This window comes from Providencia sp. PROV267, from assembly GCF_028477825.1.
GTDB classification, from domain to species: Bacteria; Pseudomonadota; Gammaproteobacteria; order Enterobacterales; family Enterobacteriaceae; genus Providencia; species Providencia stuartii.
In genome coordinates, this window is record NZ_JAMPLX010000016.1 from 72,101 (window position 1) to 96,704 (window position 24,604).

Annotated in this window: 18 protein-coding genes; 6 read left to right on the forward strand and 12 right to left on the reverse strand. The window is 43.8% G+C overall.

Features of this window, described 5'->3' with window-relative positions:
• Positions 1-3: 3 nt before the first annotated feature.
• From glnL to PR709_RS11180, 3 genes are all read right to left on the reverse strand, one after another.
• Positions 4-1,053, reverse strand: coding sequence for a nitrogen regulation protein NR(II) (gene glnL, locus PR709_RS11170; protein WP_004923641.1), 1,050 nt, complete (start codon positions 1,051-1,053; stop codon positions 4-6).
• 172 nt (positions 1,054-1,225) lie between these two features.
• The gene (gene glnA / locus PR709_RS11175; protein WP_004923644.1) at positions 1,226-2,635 is read right to left on the reverse strand and encodes a glutamate--ammonia ligase; all 1,410 of its coding nucleotides are present in this window, start codon (positions 2,633-2,635) and stop codon (positions 1,226-1,228) included.
• Between the two features lie 426 nt (positions 2,636-3,061).
• Positions 3,062-3,715, reverse strand: coding sequence for a PadR family transcriptional regulator (locus tag PR709_RS11180; RefSeq protein ID WP_225829616.1), 654 nt, complete (start codon positions 3,713-3,715; stop codon positions 3,062-3,064).
• Between the two features lie 429 nt (positions 3,716-4,144).
• Between PR709_RS11180 and typA the strand changes: the two genes are divergently transcribed.
• Positions 4,145-5,968, forward strand: a complete 1,824-nt coding sequence (typA, locus tag PR709_RS11185; RefSeq protein ID WP_004923655.1) for a ribosome-dependent GTPase TypA — start codon at positions 4,145-4,147, stop codon at positions 5,966-5,968.
• 502 nt (positions 5,969-6,470) lie between these two features.
• On the opposite strand, the gene abgT is transcribed toward typA, so the two are convergent.
• The 3 genes from abgT to PR709_RS11200 all read right to left on the reverse strand — a co-directional run bounded on the left by abgT (position 6,471) and on the right by PR709_RS11200 (position 10,855).
• Positions 6,471-8,000: a p-aminobenzoyl-glutamate transporter gene (gene abgT, locus PR709_RS11190; RefSeq protein WP_014657002.1), complete on the reverse strand. Its 1,530-nt coding sequence runs from the start codon at positions 7,998-8,000 to the stop codon at positions 6,471-6,473.
• An 88-nt stretch (positions 8,001-8,088) separates the two neighbouring features.
• Positions 8,089-9,537, reverse strand: a complete 1,449-nt coding sequence (locus tag PR709_RS11195; protein ID WP_004923660.1) for a M20 family metallopeptidase — start codon at positions 9,535-9,537, stop codon at positions 8,089-8,091.
• The gene (locus PR709_RS11200) at positions 9,530-10,855 is read right to left on the reverse strand and encodes a M20 family metallo-hydrolase (protein WP_004923662.1); all 1,326 of its coding nucleotides are present in this window, start codon (positions 10,853-10,855) and stop codon (positions 9,530-9,532) included. Before PR709_RS11200 ends, PR709_RS11195 begins: the two co-directional genes overlap by 8 nt.
• A 270-nt stretch (positions 10,856-11,125) precedes the next feature.
• On the opposite strand from PR709_RS11200, the gene PR709_RS11205 reads away from it, so the two are divergent.
• The 4 genes from PR709_RS11205 (at position 11,126) to fabY (ending at position 14,196) form a co-directional block, all read left to right on the forward strand.
• Complete coding sequence (locus tag PR709_RS11205) at positions 11,126-12,046, forward strand: LysR family transcriptional regulator (protein WP_014656999.1); 921 nt, start codon at positions 11,126-11,128, stop codon at positions 12,044-12,046.
• 91 nt (positions 12,047-12,137) lie between these two features.
• Positions 12,138-12,752, forward strand: a complete 615-nt coding sequence (gene yihX / locus PR709_RS11210; protein WP_004923670.1) for a glucose-1-phosphatase — start codon at positions 12,138-12,140, stop codon at positions 12,750-12,752.
• A 60-nt stretch (positions 12,753-12,812) separates the two neighbouring features.
• Positions 12,813-13,250, forward strand: a complete 438-nt coding sequence (dtd, locus tag PR709_RS11215; RefSeq protein ID WP_004923673.1) for a D-aminoacyl-tRNA deacylase — start codon at positions 12,813-12,815, stop codon at positions 13,248-13,250.
• A 22-nt stretch (positions 13,251-13,272) separates the two neighbouring features.
• The gene (gene fabY, locus PR709_RS11220; RefSeq protein WP_036942222.1) at positions 13,273-14,196 is read left to right on the forward strand and encodes a fatty acid biosynthesis protein FabY; all 924 of its coding nucleotides are present in this window, start codon (positions 13,273-13,275) and stop codon (positions 14,194-14,196) included.
• A 49-nt stretch (positions 14,197-14,245) separates the two neighbouring features.
• Here the strand turns inward: fabY and PR709_RS11225 are convergent, their stop codons facing one another.
• Both PR709_RS11225 and PR709_RS11230 read right to left on the reverse strand, forming a co-directional pair.
• Positions 14,246-16,015, reverse strand: a complete 1,770-nt coding sequence (locus PR709_RS11225; RefSeq protein ID WP_272570892.1) for an AsmA family protein — start codon at positions 16,013-16,015, stop codon at positions 14,246-14,248.
• Between the two features lie 114 nt (positions 16,016-16,129).
• Positions 16,130-17,512: a uracil-xanthine permease family protein gene (locus PR709_RS11230; RefSeq protein ID WP_004923685.1), complete on the reverse strand. Its 1,383-nt coding sequence runs from the start codon at positions 17,510-17,512 to the stop codon at positions 16,130-16,132.
• A 235-nt stretch (positions 17,513-17,747) separates the two neighbouring features.
• Between PR709_RS11230 and gltS the strand changes: the two genes are divergently transcribed.
• Positions 17,748-18,962 (forward strand): sodium/glutamate symporter, encoded by a 1,215-nt coding sequence (gene gltS, locus PR709_RS11235; RefSeq protein ID WP_004923688.1) that lies wholly within the window; start codon positions 17,748-17,750, stop codon positions 18,960-18,962.
• Between the two features lie 88 nt (positions 18,963-19,050).
• Here gltS and PR709_RS11240 read toward each other — a convergent pair whose 3' ends face one another.
• The 4 genes from PR709_RS11240 to spoT form a co-directional block, all read right to left on the reverse strand.
• Positions 19,051-19,497 (reverse strand): NADPH-dependent FMN reductase, encoded by a 447-nt coding sequence (locus PR709_RS11240; protein ID WP_272570899.1) that lies wholly within the window; start codon positions 19,495-19,497, stop codon positions 19,051-19,053.
• A 177-nt stretch (positions 19,498-19,674) separates the two neighbouring features.
• A complete protein-coding gene (gene recG / locus PR709_RS11245) occupies positions 19,675-21,756 on the reverse strand; it encodes an ATP-dependent DNA helicase RecG (RefSeq protein ID WP_040132695.1) in 2,082 nt (693 codons plus the stop codon).
• 10 nt (positions 21,757-21,766) lie between these two features.
• Positions 21,767-22,480 (reverse strand): tRNA (guanosine(18)-2'-O)-methyltransferase TrmH, encoded by a 714-nt coding sequence (trmH, locus tag PR709_RS11250; RefSeq protein WP_040132696.1) that lies wholly within the window; start codon positions 22,478-22,480, stop codon positions 21,767-21,769.
• A 2-nt stretch (positions 22,481-22,482) separates the two neighbouring features.
• Entirely contained in the window at positions 22,483-24,600 is a 2,118-nt protein-coding gene (gene spoT / locus PR709_RS11255) for a bifunctional GTP diphosphokinase/guanosine-3',5'-bis pyrophosphate 3'-pyrophosphohydrolase (protein WP_141173255.1), read from the reverse strand.
• Between the last annotated feature and the right edge of the window lie 4 nt (positions 24,601-24,604).

Here is a 24,604-nt window from a genome sequence, read left to right on the forward strand (position 1 = left end):
CCCCTATTTTTTAATTGGTAGATAAATAGAAAATTCGGTATGACCGGGCCAACTGGTAAATTCAATTTTCCCAGCGTGCTGATCCACTAAACTGTGAACGATAGATAAGCCTAATCCTGTTCCGCCCTCGCGACCACTTACCATAGGATAAAACAACGTATCTTGGATAGCGGGTGGAATACCTGGGCCATTATCTTCAACATCAATACGAGCGGCTAAGCGATAACGCTCCCCTTGTAACATGACCTGAAATGCTGTGCGAGTGCGTAGCGTTATTGTGCCACCCGTATCGGAAAGTGCTTGTAACGCATTACGGATAATGTTGAGTAGAACCTGTTCAATTTGATCGGGATAGTACTCAAGATCAGGCAAACTAGGGTCATAATCGCGTATTAACGTGATATTTTCGGGCTTCTCTAATGACACTAGGCGCACGATATTTTCAGCGCTGTGATGAATACTCTGTTGCGTTTTTGGCCCAGGGTATTGAGGGCCAAGTAATCTATCGACTAATGCCCTTAATCGGTCGGCTTGTTCAATAATAACTTGCGTATATTCATTCAGTTTTGGGTCAGGTAATGCCCTTGAAAGCAACTGTGCAGCGCCTCTTAAGCCGCCTAATGGGTTTTTTATTTCATGAGCCAAACCCCGGATCAGCTCTCTTGCTGCCAATTGCTGAGCATTTTGTACCTGCTCTTGGCTGAGCCTGCGTTGGCTATCTAATTGAGACAGTTCCAACAAAATAAACTGAGCAGAGAAAGGCTGTGCACTTAACGACATGACATGGGAATGATTATTAAAAACGAGCGTAACTTCGTTATCGGTGAAGCTATGGCCCTCTTTTAAGCTATTTAACATTAGCTCATCATTTAAGGAGCAATAATTGCAAAGTACAGGTAATGGGGTGCCATATATTTTACGTTGGCTTTGGGCAAGTATTTGTAAAGCCGCATGATTGGCATAATGGATCACAAGGTCATAATCAACGATTAAGACGCTGTTTAACAGTGAATCAAGAATATGTTCCGGTGCTGGCAAATGTTCGGCTTTCATGTAATTCTGCTCCTGCACTATTTTGGTGCATTATACTTGATTTACCCAACAAAGCTGCAATTTGAATAACGGTGCCGTAAATAAAATGATACCACTGAAAGTAGGAGAAAAGGCCCCATCAGAGATGGGGCAAATGTTTCACGGCAACAAAGACTAGCAGTGGAACGGCGTGTTACACACTGTAGTACATTTCAAATTCTAATGGATGCGGGGTCATGCGAACGCGTTGAATATCGCTACGGAGTAGTTCGATATAGGCATCAATTGCATCGTTGGTGAATACACCACCGCGAATTAAGAATTCACGATCTTTATCTAGCTCAGCCAAGGCTTCTTCTAGTGAACCAGCCACTGTTGGGATCTCTTTTGCTTCTTCTGGTGGCAGGTCGTATAGGTTTTTATCCATGGCGTCGCCCGGATGGATTTTATTGATAATGCCATCAAGACCCGCCATTAATTGCGCAGCAAACGCTAAGTATGGGTTGGCTGCTGGGTCAGGGAAACGCACTTCAATACGACGCGCTTTGGTGCTTGCAACCACAGGGATACGAATAGATGCAGAGCGGTTACGTGCAGAATAAGCCAACATAACTGGTGCTTCAAAGCCCGGAACCAGACGTTTATACGAGTTGGTTGTTGGGTTAGTGAAGGCATTCAGTGCGCGTGCGTGTTTGATAATGCCGCCAATGTAGTAAAGCGCCATTTCTGACAAACCACCGTATTTATCGCCTGCAAATAGGTTAATACCATCTTTTGACAGTGACATATGGCAGTGCATACCTGAACCGTTATCACCGACTAATGGCTTAGGCATAAAGGTCGCCGTCTTACCGTAAGCATGGGCAACATTGTGCACGACATATTTATAAATCTGTGTTTCGTCTGCTTTTTTGGTCATTGTATTAAAGCGGCATGCCACTTCGTTTTGACCTGCGGTAGCCACTTCATGGTGATGAGCTTCAACGACTAAGCCCATTTCTTCCATGGTGGTACACATCGCAGAACGGAGGTCTTGTGAAGAATCGACGGGGGGAACTGGGAAGTAACCGCCTTTTACACCCGGACGGTGGCCTTTGTTACCGCCTTCATATTTTGTACCAGTATTCCAAGCCGCTTCAATATCATCAATGTGATAGTAGCTGCTGTGCATGCTGTTACCAAAACGAATATCATCAAAGATGAAGAATTCAGGCTCTGGCCCAAACAGCACGGTGTCAGCAATACCGCTGGCACGTAAAAAATCTTCTGCACGTTGAGAAATAGAGCGCGGGTCACGGTCGTAACCTTGCATTGTGCCTGGTTCAAGAATATCGCAACGAATGATCAAAGTTGGGTCGGCAAAAAATGGGTCGAGCATTGCAGTGGATGGATCTGGCATTAGCACCATGTCAGACTCGTTAATGCCTTTCCAGCCACCAATTGATGAACCATCAAACATTTTACCTTCTTCAAAGAAGTCTTCGTTGACTTGATGAGCAGGGATGGTGATGTGTTGCTCTTTACCTTTGGTATCAGTAAAACGCATGTCAATAAATTTTACTTTGTGCTCTTCTATCAGCGATAAAACGTGTTCTGCGGACATCGTCGGCTCTCCTGGTCAGGTCGGGTCTGCAAAATAACCACATACAGTTGCGTTACTTTTTGCAATTATTTCTGGCTTTTCAGCATCAGTTAATCAAGGTGTAACTTCTCACATAAAAGTATAAGCGAAAAACGTGCCAACTTTTTAAAATAGCCTAAATATGGAGTGTTACGCCGTTATGACAAATTAGTAGGAGAGTACATGTGAATTATTGCACCAATATGGTGCATTTTCTGTGTGGAGTGCATCATATTGGTGCTTTAGTGATAAAAAGCGAGGATTAGCGGCTACACAAAGGTTTTGCCGTACCAAAGGAAAGTCATTATTAATGGCTAGTAGAGAGGGGGAGCTTTGACCGTTAGCCCTGTGCTTGACGTCAAAACACAAGGCCATTTAGATAAAATAAATGATTAACCAACCCGCTTTTTATTCATCAATGTTATCAGTTAATAAAATGTTGACTTGCTCAATTTGCTGTACGGCATCATTGATGATTTGCGCAATTTGACGAGTTTGTTGTTCACTTAATTGTTTTAAAACCATTTTATGGCGCAAGAGCGCTTTAAAACGGCTGACAGCCATTTCGATTTCTTCAGATAAATTACCGCCGTGCTGCATATCACGCGCTTTGGCTAATTTACGGAAAATAATGGTTTCTGTCTCTTGATTCGCTTTTAAATGTGCTGCACCTTCTGCCGTGATTTTGAAACTTTTACGGTTACGTTCAACCACTTCTGACTCAAGGAAACCTTGTTCTTCGAGTAGTGTTAGCGTTGGATAAATAACACCTGGGCTTGGTACATAAAGGCCATTTGAGGCTTCTTGGATATCTTTGATAATTTCATAGCCATAGCTAGGTTTTTTAGCCACTAATGAAAGTACCATAATGTGCAAATCACCATGATCAAATAAACGGCGTAATCCACGACCTCTATGGCGACCACCACCCTGCCCACGTCCCTCACCGCGACCATGGCAACCTTCGCCATGACCATGACGACCTTCGCCGTGGCAACATTGGTGTCCATGACCGTCTTCATGGCGTGAATGATAAACATGACGGCAACAATGAATTCGCATATAATTCTCCTTGATTAGATATATCGAATTTACGAGAACAAATATAATTAGATATATCTAATTGGTCAATTTAGATATATCTAAATTACAGAAAAAAGCGTGAAAGAGGGAGTTAGTAGAAGAATTTCTATTTTTTATTCTTTTTTACGGCTGTTAAAATTTAAAATATAGCGTATTATTCTGTTACTTTGTGATTTCTCAGTATTGATACCAGTTATTTTTTGAGATATTCCGTAGTTGTTACGCAACTAAATGTTTTTTAGTTAAAAACTTTTTATACAGTGATGAAATTCACATTTATTCCACTTGCGCGGAAAAACGTGTAAAATAACAGCAAATTAACGTAGAAAGTATGCTTCCTATTTTGCAGTTTTATAGTTAGGCTCTATAAAGCATATTCCTTTCCTGTCAATTAAACGGTAAAAATCCTTGTCAATTCAAAACTTAAGAAATATCGCCATCATCGCTCACGTTGACCATGGCAAGACAACACTGGTTGGTAAATTATTGCAGCAATCAGGCACGTTCGGTGAACGTGAAACTGTGGATGAGCGTGTTATGGACTCCAATGACTTGGAGAAAGAGCGTGGTATTACTATCCTTGCCAAAAATACCGCTATCAAATGGAATGACTATCGCATCAACATCGTAGATACCCCAGGTCACGCCGACTTTGGTGGAGAAGTTGAGCGTGTAATGTCAATGGTTGACAGCGTTCTGCTGGTGGTTGATGCCACTGATGGCCCTATGCCACAAACACGCTTCGTTACCCAAAAAGCGTTCGATAATGGCTTAAAACCGATTGTTGTTATCAATAAGGTTGACCGCTCTGGTGCACGCCCTGATTGGGTTATTGACCAAGTATTCGATTTATTCGTTAACTTAGGCGCAACGGATGAACAGCTTGATTTCCCTATCGTTTACGCGTCAGCAATAAACGGTATCGCGGGTCTTGACCATACAGATATGGCAGAAGACATGACCCCGCTTTATGAAGCAATTGTCAAATATGTTGAGCCACCAAAAGTTGATCTGGAAGGGCCTTTCCAGATGCAAGTTTCACAACTAGATTACAACAGCTACTTAGGTGTTATCGGTATTGGTCGTATCAAACGTGGTACTGTTAAGCCAAACCAACAAGTGACAGTTATCGATAGCGAAGGCAAAACACGTAACGGTAAAATCGGTAAAGTTCTGACTCACTTAGGTTTAGAACGTATTGATTCTCAACATGCAGAAGCAGGTGATATCGTTGCTCTGACGGGTTTAGGTGAACTAAACATTTCAGACACTATCTGTAATGTGGGTAATGTTGAAGCGTTACCAGCATTGGCGGTCGACGAACCAACCGTGAGCATGTTCTTTTGTGTTAACACCTCACCATTCTGTGGTCGTGAAGGTAAATATGTGACTTCGCGTCAGATCCTTGACCGTTTGAACAAAGAGCTAGTGCACAACGTGGCATTGCGTGTTGAAGAAACTCAAGATCCAGATGCATTCCGAGTTTCCGGTCGTGGTGAATTGCACTTGTCAGTTCTGATCGAAAACATGCGTCGTGAAGGCTTTGAGTTAGGTGTTTCTCGTCCAAAAGTTATCTTCCGTGAAGTGGATGGCCGTAAACAAGAGCCATTTGAGCAAGTGACTTTAGACGTTGAAGAGCAGCACCAAGGTGATGTCATGAAAGCGTTGGGTGAGCGTAAAGGTGACCTACGTGACATGATGCCAGATGGTAAAGGCCGTGTACGTCTTGATTATGTTATCCCAAGCCGTGGTTTGATCGGTTTCCGTACTGAATTTATGACGATGACGTCAGGTACGGGTTTGCTGTACTCAACATTCAGCCACTACGATGATGTTCGCCCAGGCGAAATTGGTGGTCGTCAAAATGGCGTATTGATCTCGAATGGTCAAGGTAAAGCAGTTGCTTACGCCCTGTACAGCCTACAAGACCGCGGTAAGCTATTCTTAGGTCATGGTGCAGAAGTGTATGAAGGCCAAATCATTGGTATTCACTCACGTTCAAATGACCTGACTGTGAACTGCTTAACAGGTAAAAAACTGACTAACATGCGTGCGTCTGGTACGGATGAAGCGACAACCTTGTCACCACCAATTAAAATGACTTTGGAACAAGCACTAGAGTTTATTGATGATGACGAATTAGTTGAAGTGACTCCACAGTCTATCCGTCTGCGTAAACGTCACTTAACTGAAAACGATCGTCGCCGTGCGAACCGTTCAAAAGAAGACTAATTTTTAGTTATTCTTCTTGCTGAAGGCGCTCATTGGGCGCTTTCAGATTGCTAACAAAGTCCTAGCCTAAAAGGTTAGGACTTTGCTGTTATGGGGCTAGTATAAATAGTGAGCTAGCCGACATATTAAAAGCCTCTTATTCCCATCATATTAATTCCAAGCTATCGCACGAGATAAACACATTTTGGAAGGATATTTACGTTCGTAAAATCAATCAGTTCTGAGTGATATCTATTATCACACTGCAACTTGAGTAGATATAACGAATAATCAGTCATCGCGCGTGGAGAAGGAAAGCACTTCCCAAAATCACCTTAATTTTGTTAGTCGCAATAAACGAACAGTAACGAAATTATTAGCGACACACATGTGTGACGACCTGAGCGGAATAAGTACAAACTACCGTGCATACAGCGCTGTATGTACGGTAGGGTAAGAGGATGGCGGGAGGCTATCCCACCTTCTATTGATACAGTAAATTTTAAAGGTAATGGGTGACTTATTAAGGTGTCAGTTGAGGATAAACCCCTGGCCCTATTGGTAAACCGGCATAGTACCAACCGACGAGCAGCAATATCCATACTGCAAAGAAAACCAGTGGGTAAGGCAGAATTAAGGTGTAATAAGTACCAAGTTGGGCATTTTTGTAATATCGCTGTAGAAACCCTAAAAATAGAGGTAAGAATGGTGACATCGGTGCAAGTGGGAGTACCGCGGAGTCAGCGATACGAAAGACTATCTGTGCAAAAGCAGGGTGGAAGCCTAACAGCACAAACATTGGCACAAATATTGGCGCTAAAATAGACCAAATTGCGGAGCCACTGGCAATAAACATACATAAGAATGCAGATAAAAACATCAAACCAATAAAGGCAGGTACGCCTGTCATTCCTAAATTTTCGAGTAAATCAGTCAAGCCAATCGCCATAAATTTCCCCATGTTGCTCCAGTTGAAAAACGCAACGAACTGAGACAGAGGGAAAACCATGACAATAAAGCCCGCCATGCTTTTCATGGGGTCAACTAATAGGTCAGGAATATCATTTGGTTTTTTAATTTGCTTGGTCGAAATACCATAAGTAATTGAGACGACAAAGAAGAAAATAATGATGACAGGCACAATACCTTTAATAAATGGTGAAGGGATCACCGAGCCTGTCTGTGGGTCACGAAGTGGTGCACCTTCAGGTACAACCATTAATGCGACGAGTCCAATAAATATTAATGCCGAGAGCCCGCTCATTAATAACCCACGATTTTGTAATGGGGTTAATTTTTCTAAGCGGTCATGAGAAGTGCCTTCCCACTTTGGTAATCGTGGCTCAATAAATTTATCCGTTAAGATGGCACCTGCAATCGTTAAGACGATGACGGATGTAGCCATAAAATACCAGTTATCAATGACACTAACATGTAAGTTAGGGTCGATGATCATGGCGGCTTCCGTACTGATCCCAGAGAGTAAAACATCCGTTGTAACAATCAGGAGATTAGCGGTAAAGCCGGAGCCTACGCCAGCAATAGCTGCGAGTAGACCCGCGACGGGGTGACGACCAACCGCAATAAAAATTAATGCACCTAAAGGGGGCATAACCACCAAAGCGGCATCTGATGAAATATGGCTGAAAAAGGCGATAAATAACACCATATAGCTGGCGTAACGTTTATTAATCCCTGATGCCATTTTGTACATTAAGGCTTGTAATAAACCCACTTTTTCAGCGAGTCCTGCCCCGATGACGAGCGCTAAGATGGCGCCTAATGGAGCAAAGCTACTGAAGTTTTTGACAATATTAGGCAAAATCCACTGTATGCCTTCGACACTCAATAGGTTCTTTACGGAAACGAGTTCGCCGTTAGCTGGGTTCTTTACCGATAAATCAAACCAAGAAAGGATAGCCGTAGCGACCATTAAGATCGCTAGAAGATAGACAAAAAGAATGAAAGGGTTTGGTATTTTATTCCCAACACGCTCTATCCAACGAAAAATAGCACCTGGGCTCTTATTCATTGATGTTGTGGTTTGGCTCATGATGTTTTTCCTATGTATTTGCAATTATTGTTATTTTTATGGTCTTGATGGCGGGATTTGTGATTGTTATTGACCCGCCAATACAAAATTACTGCAATTTAGACGGCTTAACGTCAGGGGGAATTGGGCAGTGGTAAGGTTGTTGAGCACGTTGACGTTGGAACTCACTTTTTGCTTGAGCGAGTAAGTTCGGTGTTGTGAGTAGATCAACGGCGGTAGCTGCCATAATTTTCCCTGCTAATAGCATGCCTTTATGGGCGATAGATGTTCTTCCTTGCGCAACCAATTGCCATGTATGCAGAGGTGTGCCGAATGCAAAGCAAGGGCTAAAGCATTGTGCCGTTGGTGTGACCCAGCTGACATCCCCCACATCCGTTGAGCCATACATCAGTTCTTTTGATTCAACATAGGGTAAAACTTCATCCGTCAGAGCCTTGTTACCTTGGCGCTCACCCCATTTTATCGCTTGTTCACCACCACTACGCGCGGCATTCAGTTTTGCGTTGTGCAAATCATCTTTGGTTAAGGTGGCATGGATCTCTTCTGCAAATTGGCGCTCTTGCTCGCTGTATTCAGGAATACCGTAATGGGTAATATGCTGATACATCGCTTTTTCAATAGTGCGATTAGGAACATAATTTGAGCATGCTTTATCGAGTCGGATCTCTAATTGTGTACCAGTCATTAAAGCTGCGCCTTTAGCGATATCAATAACTCGTTGATAAATATCTTGAGCTTGGTCTAGCTGTGGTGCACGAACCAGATACAAAACTTCGGCATCTGCTTGAACGACGTTAGGGGAAGCGCCTCCCGTATTCGTGACTGCATAGTGGATGCGCGCTTCTTGAATAATATGTTCACGTAAAAATTGAACACCAACATTCATTAGGCTAACCGCGTCAAGTGCGCTACGGCCTAAATGTGGAGAGTTTGCCGCGTGTGCTGCAATGCCTTTGAAGCGAAATGCAGTTTGAATATTGGCGAGGGATTGAACATTGAAAACACCACTAAATGATTCAGGGTGCCATGTTACCGCCGCATCTACATCATCAAATAAGCCTTCTCTTACCATAAAAGTCTTACCTGAGCCGCCTTCTTCACCCGGACAGCCATAGAAACGTACTGTACCTGGTAGTTGGTTTTCCTCTATCCAAGCTTTTACGGCAAAGGCGGCAGCTAATGCGGCAGTTCCCAATAAATTATGCCCACAACCGTGACCATTACCGTTTTCAATAACGGGGCTAGGATGGCTACAAGCGGAGTGCTGACTTAAACCAGCAAGCGCATCGAATTCACCCAGCAGCGCTATCACAGGGGCGCCGGAGCCAAAGCTGGCAATAAATGCGGTATCAATATCGCCCACCCCTCTTTCTACAGTAAAGCCCTCTTGCTCCAGTGCATCAGCGAGTAGCCCAGCCGAGAAGGTCTCTTCAAAACGGGTTTCTGGATGATCCCAAATCGCATCGCTTAATTGGGTGAAACGTGCGCGATTCTGTTCAATATAATGATTGATGAATGATGTGAATGCGTTACTCATTAGGGTGATCTCCAAATTCAGGTAGCGAAAGCGCAATAGTGGCTAAGGTTTTGACGGCAACAGGCATAACATCTTCATCAAAATCAAAACGTTCATTGTGATGCCCTGCGCTAAGCTCAGTACCGAAAATCATATAGGTTGCTTGCCCACCAAGTGCTTTGGTGCGCTCCATAAAGTAGGTTGCATCTTCTGAACCTGCTGCTTGAGGTTTATCTTTAATAACGGAAGTCAGCTCAGGAATATTGTTCTGTGCTAGACGCATAATGAAATCGACCCATTGCGGGCTAGGATGACTACTTTGTGCAGCGCCCATTAATTTGATGTTGAACTCAACATCTTGCATTTTGGCGGCACCTTCAATGATATTGAGGGCTTTTTGATACATAAACTCATTAATATCATTCGTTTCGCCGCGCGTCTCAACTTTCATTAATGCGTGATCAGCAATGACATTACGTCCAATTCCTGCATTGAGTACACCAACATTGATACGAGAACTACCTTCACTATGCCGAGGAATACCATATAGACCCAGTGTGGCCTGAGCGGCGGCAACTAATGCGTTTTTGCCATCTTCTGGTCTTGCTCCTGAATGTGCGGCTTTCCCTTGAAAAGTGACATCAAATTTAGTGGTCGCAAGAAAACTTTTACTGCCACACACTAATTCCCCTTTAGGCACTCCAGTGCCGATATGTATGGCGACAAAGAAATCGACATCATCCACAACGCCAGCGGTTGCCATTGATTTTGCTCCACGGGTTCCTTCTTCGGCAGGCTGGAAAATAATTTTGATACGACCAGTCAGTTGTGATTGAAATTGCTTCAAGATATGTGCCAAACCGAGGCCAATGGCGGTATGACCGTCGTGACCACAGGCGTGCATCATATGGGCATTACAAGAAGAGAAGCCTTCTGCGTGTGGACGGTGCTGCTCAGTGAGATCTTCATTCAGATCTAACGCATCCATATCAACACGAAACGCCAGTGTAGGCCCCGGTTTACCCGTATCTAACGTCGCAACGATCCCCGTAAATCCTCCTGAAAAATAGGGAAGCCATTTGGTTAGCGCGCCTTGCTCAATGGCTCGTTTTTCTTGCTCTGCCAATTGCTGTGGTGAGGGAAGCCCCATACGATCTTCAGCGTTGATGACCTCCTTTCCTAGTTGTAATTGGTAGCCAAGGCGGTCCAGCTCATCAGCAACTAATGTTGCAGTTCGAAATTCAAACCAACCGGATTCGGCATATTGATGAAAATCACGCCGCCAAATTTGTAATTGATGTGTGATGGATCCAATAGCGTTATTTAAAGAAATCTCCATAATTGTTATCTCTTTTAGTTATCACGATAAAGTGGGAGTGGCTCGGTATAAATACCCAGAACGATTCAATTTAAATAAAATTAAATTTTATTTAATATTTTTAAACTAATTTAATATGCTGCATTTGATTGTTTTAATAATTAAAAAATAGTTAATAAGTAGTTATGTTAATTATTTGTTATTGTCAAAAGTTGACTGTACACAATCAAAATAGGGTAAAAAAGATACGATTATCTTTGTCTATATAACTAATGGTTATCAGGGGCTAATATGGCTTTGCCAATAAAGTTGAATCAATTGAGGGCATTCGTTGAAGTGAGTCGCCATGGCAGCATTAGGGCGGCAAGCCGTTTTTTACAGCTTTCTCAACCAGCATTGACCAAATCCATTCGTGAATTAGAAAGCTCTTTGGGAGCAAAATTATTTATTCGTAGTAATCAAGGGATCTATTTAACGGATTGCGGAGAAAGTTTTTTACGTCGTGCCAGTATTATTTTGGAAGAGTTACGTGTAGGGCAAGAGGAAATACAGCAGCGCATTGGGTTATCCAGCGGTACGATTAATATTGGTGTCGCAGGGAGTATTGCACGTTCAGTGATGCCAAAAGTCATTATTCAATTTCATCGTGACTTTCCCAATATCAAGATCCGTATCATGGAAGGGCAATTATTGACGATGTTGCCGCAATTACGCCAAGGTGAATTAGATTTTACGGTGAATACTTATTACCCCGGTAGTTTGGATGCTGAATTTAATTTTGAAAGGTTAATGCGCAAAGAATATAAGGTGATCATGCGTAAAGATCACCCGATGAGGCATGCTACGTCATTAGAGCAATTAGCAAATTGTGACTGGACAATGCCGACACCGAAAGGCACTTATTATAAGCAGCTTTCTGAAGTGTTCTCCAGAATGGAGAGACCAATGAGCTTTAGTGTGACATGTGAAACATTAATTGGCTGCATGAGCTTGGTGGCACAAAGCGATTTTTTGACGATTGTCTCTGTTGATACAATTGATGACCCTTTATTTGACCAGCAATTTATCGCACTAGATTTGGCTGAAAAATTGCCTTATGCAACTTTTGCGCTGGTGCAACGGCGGGATCATACCTTGTCGCCAGCAGGGGAGCATCTAGCTCGACTGTTTCGAATCTATTGTCATGATAGAGATGATGGCACCCTTTATTAATAAAAAAACAACAAATAATCTGCAATTAGGGCTGTTCAGTTGTATGAATTATGATTAAAGTGAATTTAGTTAATAACAACGAGGAAACGGTATGCTGTATATCTTCGATATGGGTAATGTGATTATTGATATCGACTTTAATCGTGTTTTTGATAAATGGTCAGAGCTGAGCGGTACGCCTTCTGAGCAGATCAAATCACGGTTTACTTTTGGGAATATCTTCCAACAACATGAGTGTGGCAAAATTTCAGATATTGAATTTGCTGAAATGCTATGCGAAGAACTCGGCATTACACTCAGTTTTGAAGAGTTTGCGGAAGGCTGGCACGCTATCTTTATGTCGGTGCGCCCAGAAGTTATTGATATAATGGAGCGCCTACGTGAGCAAGGGCATCGTGTTGTTGTTTTATCTAACACCAACCGCCTACACCTTGATTACTGGCCTGAACATTACCCTGAAATTGCAGCCTCCTCTGATTTCCTCTACCTCTCTCAAGACTTGGGGATGCGCAAACCTGATCCAGCCATTTACCAATATGTTCTGGAATCTGAAGAGTTTGACGCGGCAGATGCCATATTCTTTGATGATGTTGAGGACAATATTAAGGCTGCCGAAGCGCTAGGTATCAAAGGTGTTCATGTCGTTAACAAAGACACTGTACCTGAATATTTTCGTACTTATGACTTCAACGCTGAAGTCGAATAATTAATGAGTTATCACCGTGGAGTAACCTAAACCGTTACTCCATATTTTTATAGAGTTACCATGATTGCATTAATACAGAGAGTCGCTCATGCAGCAGTCGTTGTGAATGAGCAAGTTGTTGGTCAAATCGGTTCTGGGTTACTTGTTTTACTCGGCGTTGAAAAAGATGATGACGAACAAAAAGCAAAACGGCTGTGTGAGAAAGTACTTGGTTATCGAATTTTTAGTGATGAACAGGGAAAAATGAACCTGAATGTTCAACAAGCTGGCGGTCATTTGTTAGTTGTCTCGCAATTTACATTGGCAGCAGATACGAAAAAAGGGATGAGACCCAGCTTTTCAGGGGGAGCAGAGCCTGCACGCGCTGAACAGCTATATGAATATTTTGTTGAACAGAGTCGCCAACAAGGTGTGATCACTGAAACAGGGCAATTTGCCGCGGATATGCAAGTCAGCCTGACCAACGACGGTCCTGTGACTTTCTGGTTGCAAGTCTGATTCAACTATTTAGGGGGAGACTATGTACCATCTGCGTGCACCTAAAGATGACGCTGAGTTTGATGCTTATTACCAGTTCCGCTGGGAGATGTTACGTAAACCCTTTAATCAGCCTCTTGGTTCTGAGAAAGATGGCTATGATCTTACTGCTTATCATCAAATGGTCGTTGATGATAAAAACCGTATTTTAGCGATCGGGCGGCTTTATATTAATGCCGATAATGAAGGCGCGATCCGCTTTCTTGCTGTTAATCCTGTGATGCAAGGTAAAGGTTTAGGTAAACTCATCTTGATGGCCCTAGAGTCCATTGCGCGACAAGAAAGTGTAAAACGCATTGTATCGAGTGTTCGGGAAGAGGCCGTTCCTTTCTTTAGTAAGATCGGCTTTGAAAGTCGTGGCCTTATCGCTGGTGAACTGAAAACACCCGTTCGCCACTATTTAATGATTAAACCGATTGAAACCCTCGATCAAATCCTCCATCGACCCGATTGGTGCGGCGAACTGCAACAAGCGTGGTATAAATATATCCCGTTAAGTGAAAAAATGGGTGTTCGTATTGAACAATATACAGGGAAAAAATTTATTACCACGATGCCTGAAGCGGGTAACCAAAACCCCCATGAAACAATTTTTGCAGGTAGCCAATTTTCACTGGCAACATTAACGGGATGGGGTTTGATTTGGCTACTCATGCAAGAGCACCAACTCGGTGGTGATATTGTCTTAGTGGATGCCAGCATTCGTTATAGCAAGCCTGTTAGTGGCAGGCCAACAGCCGTTGCCGATATGTCACATATGAGTGGCGACCTTGACCGTCTCGCAAGAGGAAGTAAAGCGAGAGTGAAACTTGAGGTAGCCGTCAGTGGCGCGAACAGTGAGGTTGGAGCAGTATTTAGTGGTGTCTATATGGTTTTACCGGTGGAAAAGACCATAAAATCACCTTGATGATAGCGATTGAGAGGCAGGCCAATGAGATGATTGGCCTGCCTTTCTATTATTGCGTAAGTAGCGCTGGGAGCTGATCGTTCGTTGGTAGAGAGCCCACAGGTTGTGACTCGGTAGGGGGCGTATCACTCTCAACAGAAGAGGTAACAACACCGTTCACCACAGTCCGATACATTTGCTTCCCTTGCAGTGGAGTAGCGACTAATTCACCATTTACGCTTTTTGCTAAGGATGGCGCTAATAAATCCCCTTGTAGTGATGTATCAAAATCGCCAATGACTTGAGGTGGAAAGCCTTGCCAGCCCCATTGATTTAGGACGGAAAGGTCGACATTCGTACCTGAAGCTCGCAGTAAAAATGGCACTTTTTTAGGTGACTGCTTCACCAATAGACCTACCTTCACAACCCCTTTATCAGTGCTGGCAGTTAATGAAGCCGCAGCAGAGGCTTGCCCACTTTGGCGTAAATCCATATAAGGCCGGCGTATCATAACTTGATTAACCGTTCCGCTATCTGCATTGAATGAGGCTTTACCACTCCAAATTCCCCACTGTTTTTGCTTAATAAGACTCACATTTTCTACGTTGCCACTGAGCGCAGTCAATTCGAATGGGAAACGAGAGTCGATATTCATAAGCAATGATTGAGATAGGGTAAATTGTTTGATAGTCAGCCCTGATAGCCAATTAGGAGAAGGTTGACTGAAAAATTGCAGCCAATTTTCAGGCAGGGTGTATAAAATACCGGCTAGTTTTGCGTCATTGAGGGTAAGGGTTTGGTCGTTACGTTGCCACACACCATTAAGGCTAAATACCCCTTTATAGTAATAACCTGAAAGCTTTTCAATGTTGAGGTTATCGCCCTGAATATTGAGATCACCAATCAGTGTATCGACCTGTTGGTCCTTGATAACCAATTGATTAACAGTAAAGTTAATATGGCTCTTAGGACTGCTCCAACTTCCTCTCACCCAGTTGATATGGTCAATTTCAGTATTAAGCCCTGAGATTGCCCAGTCTTTACCTTGGAGATCAACATTAGTTAGCGCAACATTTTTTAATGAGATAGTGCGTTGGCTCTCGATTGCTTCACGCAATGAGTCAAAGGGAATGCTATTTTGCCAGCCAACTTTATCCATCGCTAAAGAATTAATGGTGATAGAACCGTCTGCTAATGCTTTTCCTGAGCCTGTGATGTAGCCATTATTAAGATAGCCGCTGGCATCGGTAAATTCAGTGAGATTCTCTTGAAGCTTCCCTGTGATTGCAACATTTTTTAAGGGCAATTCATTGATATCTAACTGTTTAGTGGTGAAGCGGAAATCACCATAACCAAACGGATGGTTTGTGGTTGGCTGCCATGGTGTGATGCCACCTGTGAACCCAGAAACTTGAAGGCGATTTTCTGCTTGGTTTAGCTGGATATTGCTATTTTCAAACTGGAGGATATTTGCACTCAATGGAATTGGCGTTGACGTTTCTGAGGTCGTCGCCGCTAAATTACCTTGCGTGATCACGAAGCGACGAATTGCGGTACCGCTAAACAGATTCCGCCAATTAACATCGACAACAATTTGTTTCGCATCCAGTGTCATGTCTTGATTACGCGAAGCGATTTTTACGTCTTGGAAAACAAATTCACCCGCATTCGAAAACTCATGCCCCATGATACCAACATCAATATCAAAATCGGTGAATTTACTTAAAAAATGGCTAGCGTAGGATGCACCCCAGCGTGTTTGCAACCCTGCATAGGTGAATATCACGGCGAGTAAGAACAGTAGCAGAAGCGCTATGATGAGCTTGGTTAACCACCTCATGGTTTATCTGCCCCTCCATAATTGGACTGATGGGTAAATGCGCTGATGGATAAATTATCAAGATAGAATACAGAATAACCGCCAGTGTATTCAACTCTGGCGGTAAATGACAGGTTACTTTTCGTGAGGGAAAATTAAATTCAGAACAATTGCGGTTAAACCCCCTGCGGCAATACCGGATGAAAAGAGTGTTTTCAGCCAATCAGGGGCAAATTGTAAAATAAGTGGCTGTTGTGAAACCCCCATACCGACCGCAAGCGATAAGGCGATAATCATAATTGCACGGCGGTTGAGGGGTTCACGGGAAACAATACGCACACCAGAAGCTGCAATCGTACCAAACATCACAATGGTGGCACCGCCTAAAACAGGCTCAGGAATTTGTTGAACAAAGCCGGCGACAGCAGGAAATACCCCTAATAGGATCAACATTAAAGCAACGATATAACCCACGTAGCGGCTTGCCACGCCAGTAAGCTGGATCACGCCATTATTTTGGCCAAAGCAGGAGTTAGGGAAGGTGTTAAATACAGCAGATACCATGGAGTTCAAACCATTTGCTAACACTCCGCCTTTAATTCGCTTCATATAAATGGGGCCGCGCACAGGTTGCTCGGAGACATCGGAGGTCGCGGTGATATCGCCAATTGTCTCTAAAGAGGTCACCATAAAAATGAGCATGAGTGGGATCAGCAAGTTCCAATCAAAGGATAATCCATAATAGAAAGGTTCAGGTATGGTGATCACGGATTGTGTGCTATCGGTGTCTTGAGTTGTGGGAAGCATATCCATCCACCAAGCCGCAAGATAGCCGATTGCCATAGCTATCACCAAAGAGGCGACGCGTAAGTAAGGGTTTTTTTGGCGATTGAGTAAAATAATGACAGCCAACACAATACCTGCCAGTAGCAAATAATCGGGGGAGCCAAAGGTATTATCAGTTATTGCGCTGTGCCCGCCACCAATAGAAGTCAGACCGACTTGGATCAGTGACAGCCCAATGATCATGACTACCACGCCAGATACTAATGGGGTAATCACTCGACGTGCTAAATGCAGAAAACGCGATAAAACAACTTCAGTGAGTGCTGCGACCAACAGTGTGCCAAACAGTGCCGCCATCATTGAGGGGATATCAGCGCCACCTTGTTTGAGTGCAACACCCCCCATAATTAAAGGTGCAACAAAGTTAAAACTGGTGCCTTGGATAGATAATAGCCCGGAGCCAACAGGCCCCCAAGCACGGATCTGAATTAAGGAAGCAATACCCGAAGCAAACAGTGACATACTGATAATGCGCTGTGTATCATGGGCGGGTAGCCCTAATGACTGGCAAATAAGCATTGCGGGGGTAATGACGGCCACAAACATGGCGAGAAGGTGCTGACCCGCAGCAAACAACGCCTGAGGGAGTGGTGGCCTATCTTCTAAACGGTAAATGAGTTCACTTTTTGGCTCGACTTCAACGGCCTGTCTTTGAGATGCTTCGGTGGTCATTTTGGTATTTCTCTGCCAACAAAAAACGCATTGTAAAGCGACCACGTAAAAAAGCAATCGTTTGCGCGAAAAATATTTCTTTATAGTTAGATAAGGAATGTCACATTTTTATATGTTTTAACTTGTGTTTATCTCCGATTTTTTTTCTAATTCAGGAACCTGCTTTTGGCGTTTTAAGGAAGAAATTAACGTCTTACTAGTTTTAAATAATATTAACAACAGACGAGGTACATAAATGTATCATCTCGATGTCTACGGTACGCTTGTGGCTGCTACCCTTGTGTTATTGCTCGGACGTAAGCTTGTAAAATCAGTTCCTTTCCTCGAAAAATATACTATCCCGGAGCCTGTTGCAGGCGGGTTGCTGGTCGCTTTTAGCTTATTGGTGATCAAGCAAGTATTTGATTGGAGCTTGTCTTTCGACCTTTCATTACAAGAACCTATGATGTTGGCATTCTTTGCCACGATTGGTTTAAACGCAAACTTAGCCAGCTTGAAAGCTGGTGGTAGAGCACTGTTTATTTTCATTTTTGTCGTTGTAGGTTTACTATTAGTACAAAATACGGTTGGTATTGCCTTAGCCGAATTACTTGGCCTTGACCCGCTAATGGGGCTGCTTGCTGGCTCTATCACTTTATCTGGTGGTCATGGTACAGGGGCTGCTTGGGGTAAAATCTTTACAGATAGCTATGGTTTCCAGAGTGCGACTGAAGTTGCTATGGCATGTGCAACATTCGGTCTTGTGCTTGGCGGGCTCATTGGTGGGCCAGTTGCACGTTTCTTAATCCGTAATATTCCAACGCCAGGCACTGCTGAAGATGATAAAGATGTACCAACAGCATTTGAGAAGCCGCAATCAGGCCGAATGATCACCTCTATGGTGTTGATTGAAACTATTGCATTAATTGCGATTTGTTTGATGGCGGGGAGTTTTATTGCTGGCTTACTGGCAGATACTGCCTTTGCACTTCCTAAATTCGTTTGTGTGTTATTTGTTGGGGTTATCTTAAGTAATAGCCTATCTTTAGCGGGCTTTTATCGCGTGTTTGACCGCGCGGTTTCTGTTGTTGGTAACGTTAGCCTTTCCCTATTCCTTGCGATGGCTCTGATGAGCCTGAAGTTGTGGGAACTGGCATCTTTAGCGATTCCTATGCTGATTATTTTGGCAGTCCAAGCCTGTGTGATGGCGGGTTATGCTATTTTCGTTACCTTCCGCGTGATGGGTAAAAACTATGATGCGGCGATATTGGCGGCAGGGCACTGTGGTTTCGGCCTAGGTGCAACGCCAACAGCAATCGCGAACATGCAAGCGGTCACGGACAAATTTGGTCCATCACACCTTGCATTCTTAGTTGTTCCAATGGTTGGCGCATTCTTTATTGATATCGTTAACGCGATTGTGATCAAACTATATCTAATGTTACCCGTATTCCCATCAGTGGCTGGATAACAGATAAAAAATATATAAAGGTAAATAGCAGGTATTGCCGTGAATTTATTCACGGCAATTTTCGTTTATAGGGTACAAAATGATGCAATTAGCGTGATGCGTGTAACAGGCTCAGCTGATTTAGCGCTGAAATTAGCGCATTTTCATAGTGGCAAAGTGTTTCAGGGTAAGAGGCATCACTGTTGGAAGGTGAGAAATTAACTTCAGAGAGTTTAATTTCTAAATGAGATTCTGTAGTACGCATATGAATGCCTTGCAACACTTGTTGCAACTGCTCCGCAGCTTTTCCTCCACCTCTATTGGCATAACTGACCATTAAGGCGGGTTTGTTGTTCCACTCTTTATACAAATGGTCTATCGCATTTTTTAGTGCAGCGGGATAGCCCCAGTTATATTGTGGGAAAACAAAAATATAAGCATCGGCTTCAGCGATTTTTTTGCTCCAAGCAATGGTATGCTCTTGGGTATATATTCCTTCGGCGGGGAGATAGGGCTCATCATCCATTGGTAAATGCCAATCTCTGAGATCAAGGATTTCAGTAGGGTATTTTTTCTAGGCAACATCCTTAACCCAGCGTGCTATCTGAGGTCCTATTCGTGCTTGTCGAACACTACCAATTAAGATTTGTATCTTCATGTTCCACTATCCCTTGTTGCTATGACTTTTAATTTTTACAATAAATATTAAGGTATTTATCGAGTTATGATTGAATTAAGCTTGGCTGTATTGCTCGCGTTCAGGTAGCCATCTTTCAATAATTAATTTGGCATTTTCAGGATAGTTCTGCTGAATATGGCGCGCGATACGTTGTACTTCAGGCAGCATATATTGGTCACGTAACAAATCGGCGACTTTAAAATCGACATTGCCCGTTTGCCGAGTACCTAATAACTCCCCGGGGCCTCTAATTTCCAGATCTTTTTGAGCAATAACAAAACCATCATTGCTATCACGCAGTACTTGTAACCGCTGTTTTGCCGTATGGGTCAACGGTGTTTTATAGAGAAGCACACAGTGGGAAGCGACTGCGCCGCGACCAACACGTCCTCTTAATTGGTGCAATTGGGCTAGGCCAAGCCGTTCAGGGTTATCAATGATCATTAAGCTCGCATTTGGAACATCAACACCCACTTCGATAACGGTAGTTGCAACCAGTAGCTGAATCTCATTATTTTTAAATGCCGCCATAATGCTTTGCTTTTCAGCCGGTTTCATGCGTCCATGTACTAATCCCACTTTCAATTCAGGTAGCGCTAATGCTAATTCATCACTCGTCGCTTGTGCCGCTTGTGCTTCTAATACATCGGAGTCATCAATTAAAGTACATACCCAATAGGCTTGGCGCCCTTCATCAATACAAGCTTGCCTGACACGTTCAATAATATCTTTACGCCGTGTATCTGGAATGGCGACTGTCGTTACCGGAGTTCGTCCAGGAGGCAGCTCATCAATGATAGAGGTATCCATATCGGCATAAGCGGTCATCGCCAGTGTGCGAGGGATAGGCGTTGCGGTCATGATAAGTTGGTGAGGATGAAAACCTTGTTGTTCACCTTTTTCACGTAGAGCGAGGCGCTGGTGAACACCGAATCGGTGCTGCTCGTCAATAATGACCAGTCCAAGAGCTTTAAACGTCACATGCTCTTGGAACAGGGCATGTGTACCAACAACCATACTCACTTCACCCTTGGCGATAGCCTCTTGTTGCTGCTCGCGCGCTTTACCTTTTTGTTTCCCTGCAAGCCAGCCCACATTGATGCCTAAAGGCTCAAACCATAATTTGAAGTTATTGGCATGTTGCTCAGCCAAAATCTCGGTGGGAGCCATTAAAGCCACTTGTTTGCCATTTTCAATGGCAGATAATGCAGCGAGAGCCGCGACCAGAGTTTTTCCTGAGCCAACATCACCTTGAATTAAGCGCATCATCGGTGCATCTTTAATCAGATCTTGCTCTATCTCGCCGACAACCCGTGTTTGTGCATGGGTTGGGGTAAACGGTAGGCTTGCCAAAAATTGGCTCTTTAATTGACCTGTGATCACCATTGGTTGAGCATAGAGGCGTTGGTGACCGGCTCGAATGGCTAACATGCTTAAATGGTGTGCGAGCAATTCTTCTAATATCAAACGTTTTTGAGCTGGGTGCTGCCCTTTCTCAAGCTCACTTAATGCCACATCAGGGGGGGGAGTATGCAAAAGGCGGATCGCGTCTGGGAGGCTGATTAAGCCACGACTAAGCTCTTCCGGTAGCAACTCTTTGATCTGCCCCCCTTCTAACAGCTTCAAAGCCTGTTCAATTAACTTTCTCAGTGTTGCTTGTCTTACCCCTTCGGTTGTAGGGTAAACGGGCGTTAGGTTTTCTTGCAGTGAGATATTTGAGGTATCTTGGGACACTTTATATTCAGGATGAATAATTTCAGGCCCAGTATTGCCACGACGGACTTCACCATATGCAATAACATGGCGGCCTTCTGCTAAGCTATTTTTCATGGCAGCAGAAAAATTGAAAAAACGTAATGTTAAATTCCCTGTACCATCGGTAATTAAGCAGGTCATCATTCGCTTACGACCAAACACCACTTTTGTTTGGAGCACTTCACCAACGATAGTCGCGGTTGTGCCAGGTAAAAGATCGCGGATTTGGTAAAGGCGAGTATGATCTTCATAACGAAGTGGAAGATGCAGCAATAAATCTTGAACGGTATTTAGGCCTATCTTGCTTAATTTTTCCGATTGGCTAGCCCCTACGCCGTGTAGAGTCGTCAGTGAAATGGTATCAAGCAGCCCACTGTTCATTATTTCTTCCTTAACCTAACTGTCGTTTTTTCATTTTTTCGGTTAACTGCATCTGTGCCCACCAAGACTCTTCAGCCTCTATTTGCCCTTGTGCATTAATATAGGGGCGAGGTAGGCCTTTACGTTTGGCAACCTCTGCAAGGACGGGATAGCCACCTTCAAATAGCCACTGCTGCTGCTCTTGCTCAGAAAGAAGGCTGGTTTCTCGAGAATACATTCCCGCAAGCTGCCGTTGGCGTTGTGCTTCATAGAGGATCAAGGCGGAAGCCACAGAGACATTCAGAGACTGCACCATCCCTACCATTGGAATGATAATGTGCTTATCAGCAAGCTCAAGCGCCTTTGCTGATATCCCTTTTTTCTCTTGTCCCACCATAATACAGGTCGGCTGAGTATAATCAATTTCACGAAAATCGACGGCTTGTTCAGACAAATGGGTGACAAGTACTTGCATGTTTTGTGATTTTAATTGGCTAATAGCAGCCTCTGTTGATGGGTGTGAAATTACATTGACCCAACTGTTACTGCCCGCAGCAGAAGAGACAGAGAGTTTGACTTGTTGGTCAGGCCAAATAGCATGAATGGTATGGATACCAACGGCATCTGCACTACGTACGATCGCTGAAACGTTGTGGGGTTTGTGAACTTCTTCAAGGCATATGGTGAGATCGGGTTGCCGCATCGCCATCATTTGGCAAATGCGGCGATAGCGGCGTTCATTCATCGTTAATTACGGTTCCGGCTAACACGTAACACATCAGGCATGATCCGGATCTTACGCATCACGTTGGCTAATTGAACGCGATTTTTCGTCGTTAGGCGGATAAAGGCACAATAAACTCGCCCATCTTTTTCTTCGGTATTCATGCTCTGAATGCTTGAGTTAGCATCATTAATGGCAGCTGTTAAATTGGCAAGGGCCCCTTGATGGTTAATCATATCGACTTTGATTTCAGCAATAAAATCGGTATCGGTATCATTATCCCACTCTACAGCCATAAATTTGTCAGGCTCTTTTTGATAGCCACGGATGTTACGGCAAGACTCGTGGTGAATAACAAGCCCTTTACCGGGGCTGATATGAGCCACAATGGGGTCGCCTGGGATAGGGCGACAACATTTCGCAAAGGTAATAAGAACGCCATCAGCCCCTTTTATGGAGAGCTTATTGCGTGTCGTCACGACAGGCTCATTTTCAGGTGCAGTTTGTGGATTACTTTGCAAATTACGCGCCACAACAACGCTCATCGCATTACCCAAACCAATTTCAGCAAGTAAGTCATCAATTGAATTGAGCTTCATGCGTGCTAATTCAAGATCGATATTCGCTTGTGGCACATCGTTGAGTTTACAGCCCGCCCCGAGCGCATGATTCAATAGGCGACGGCCCAAATTGATGGAATCTTCTCGTTTAAGGTTCTTTAATAATTGGCGGATTTTCGCGCGCGCTTTTGAACTGACAACAAAATTGAGCCAAGCTGCATTCGGTCTTGCACCAGGGGCAGTGATAATTTCAACCGTTTGACCACTGGTGAGTGCCTGAGAAAGTGGGTAAGGTTGGCGATCAACCCGAGCACCTACGCAAGCATGACCGATATCCGTGTGGACGGCATAGGCGAAATCGACCGGGGTTGCGCCTGTCGGTAACTCAACAATACGGCCTTCCGGTGTGAACACATAAATTTCATCAGGAAAGAGGTCAGACTTAACACTCTCGATAAATTCAAAAGAGCTTCCCGCACTTTGTTGTAGTTCAAGTAAACTTTGCATCCAGCGTTGAGCACGAACTTGAGCGGTAGTGCCTTGTTCGCCTTGCTCTTTATATGCCCAATGGGCTGCAACCCCCATTTCAGCCATTTGATCCATGTCTTCAGTGCGAATTTGCACTTCAACGGGAACACCATGTGGGCCGATTAATGACGTGTGCAGTGATTGGTAACCATTGGCTTTGGGGATGGCAATATAGTCTTTAATACGACCGGGGCGTGGTTTGTAGAGGTTATGCATCTGCCCGAGGACGCGGTAGCAGGTATCAACATCTTTTACGATCACCCTAAACGCATAAATATCCATAATGGAATGGAAACGCTGCTCTTTAAGGTGCATTTTACGATAAATAGAGTAAAGATGTTTTTCTCGGCCACTGACTAGGCAGGGAATACCCGCTTCAGTAAGGCGGCCATCAATTTCAGAGAGGATTTTTTGGATCATCTCTTTACGGTTGCCACGGGCGGCTTTGACCACTTCTTTAATAACGCGATAACGGTTTGGATATAACGCCTCAAAGCCCAGCTCTTCTAGCTCAGTTTTGATGTGGTGAATACCTAACCGGTGCGCAAGAGGGCTGTAGATTTCCAGCGTTTCTCTTGCAATGCGCCGACGCTTATCAGGCCTAAGCGACCCAAGCGTGCGCATGTTATGAGTGCGGTCTGCCAGTTTTATCAAAATGACGCGAATGTCTTTAACCATCGCCATGATCATTTTGCGGAAGTTTTCTGCTTGAGCTTCTTTTTTGTCGCGGAAGTTGAGTTTATCTAATTTAGACACACCTTCAACAAGCCCCGCAACTATGGTGCCAAATAGCTCTTCTATATCCTGAAATGTCGCTGGAGTATCTTCAATGACATCATGAAGTAGCGCTGCCATTAATGTTTCATGATCCAAACGCATTTGGGCAAGAATACAGGCCACAGCAACGGGATGAGTAATATAAGGCTCACCACTTGAACGGGTTTGTCCTTCATGGGCATCCCGTGCGACAACATAGGCTTTTTTCAGTAATTCAATCTGTTCTTCGGGAAGATACTTCTGAATTACTTGATTTAGGCTCTCAAACAGATACAAGGCA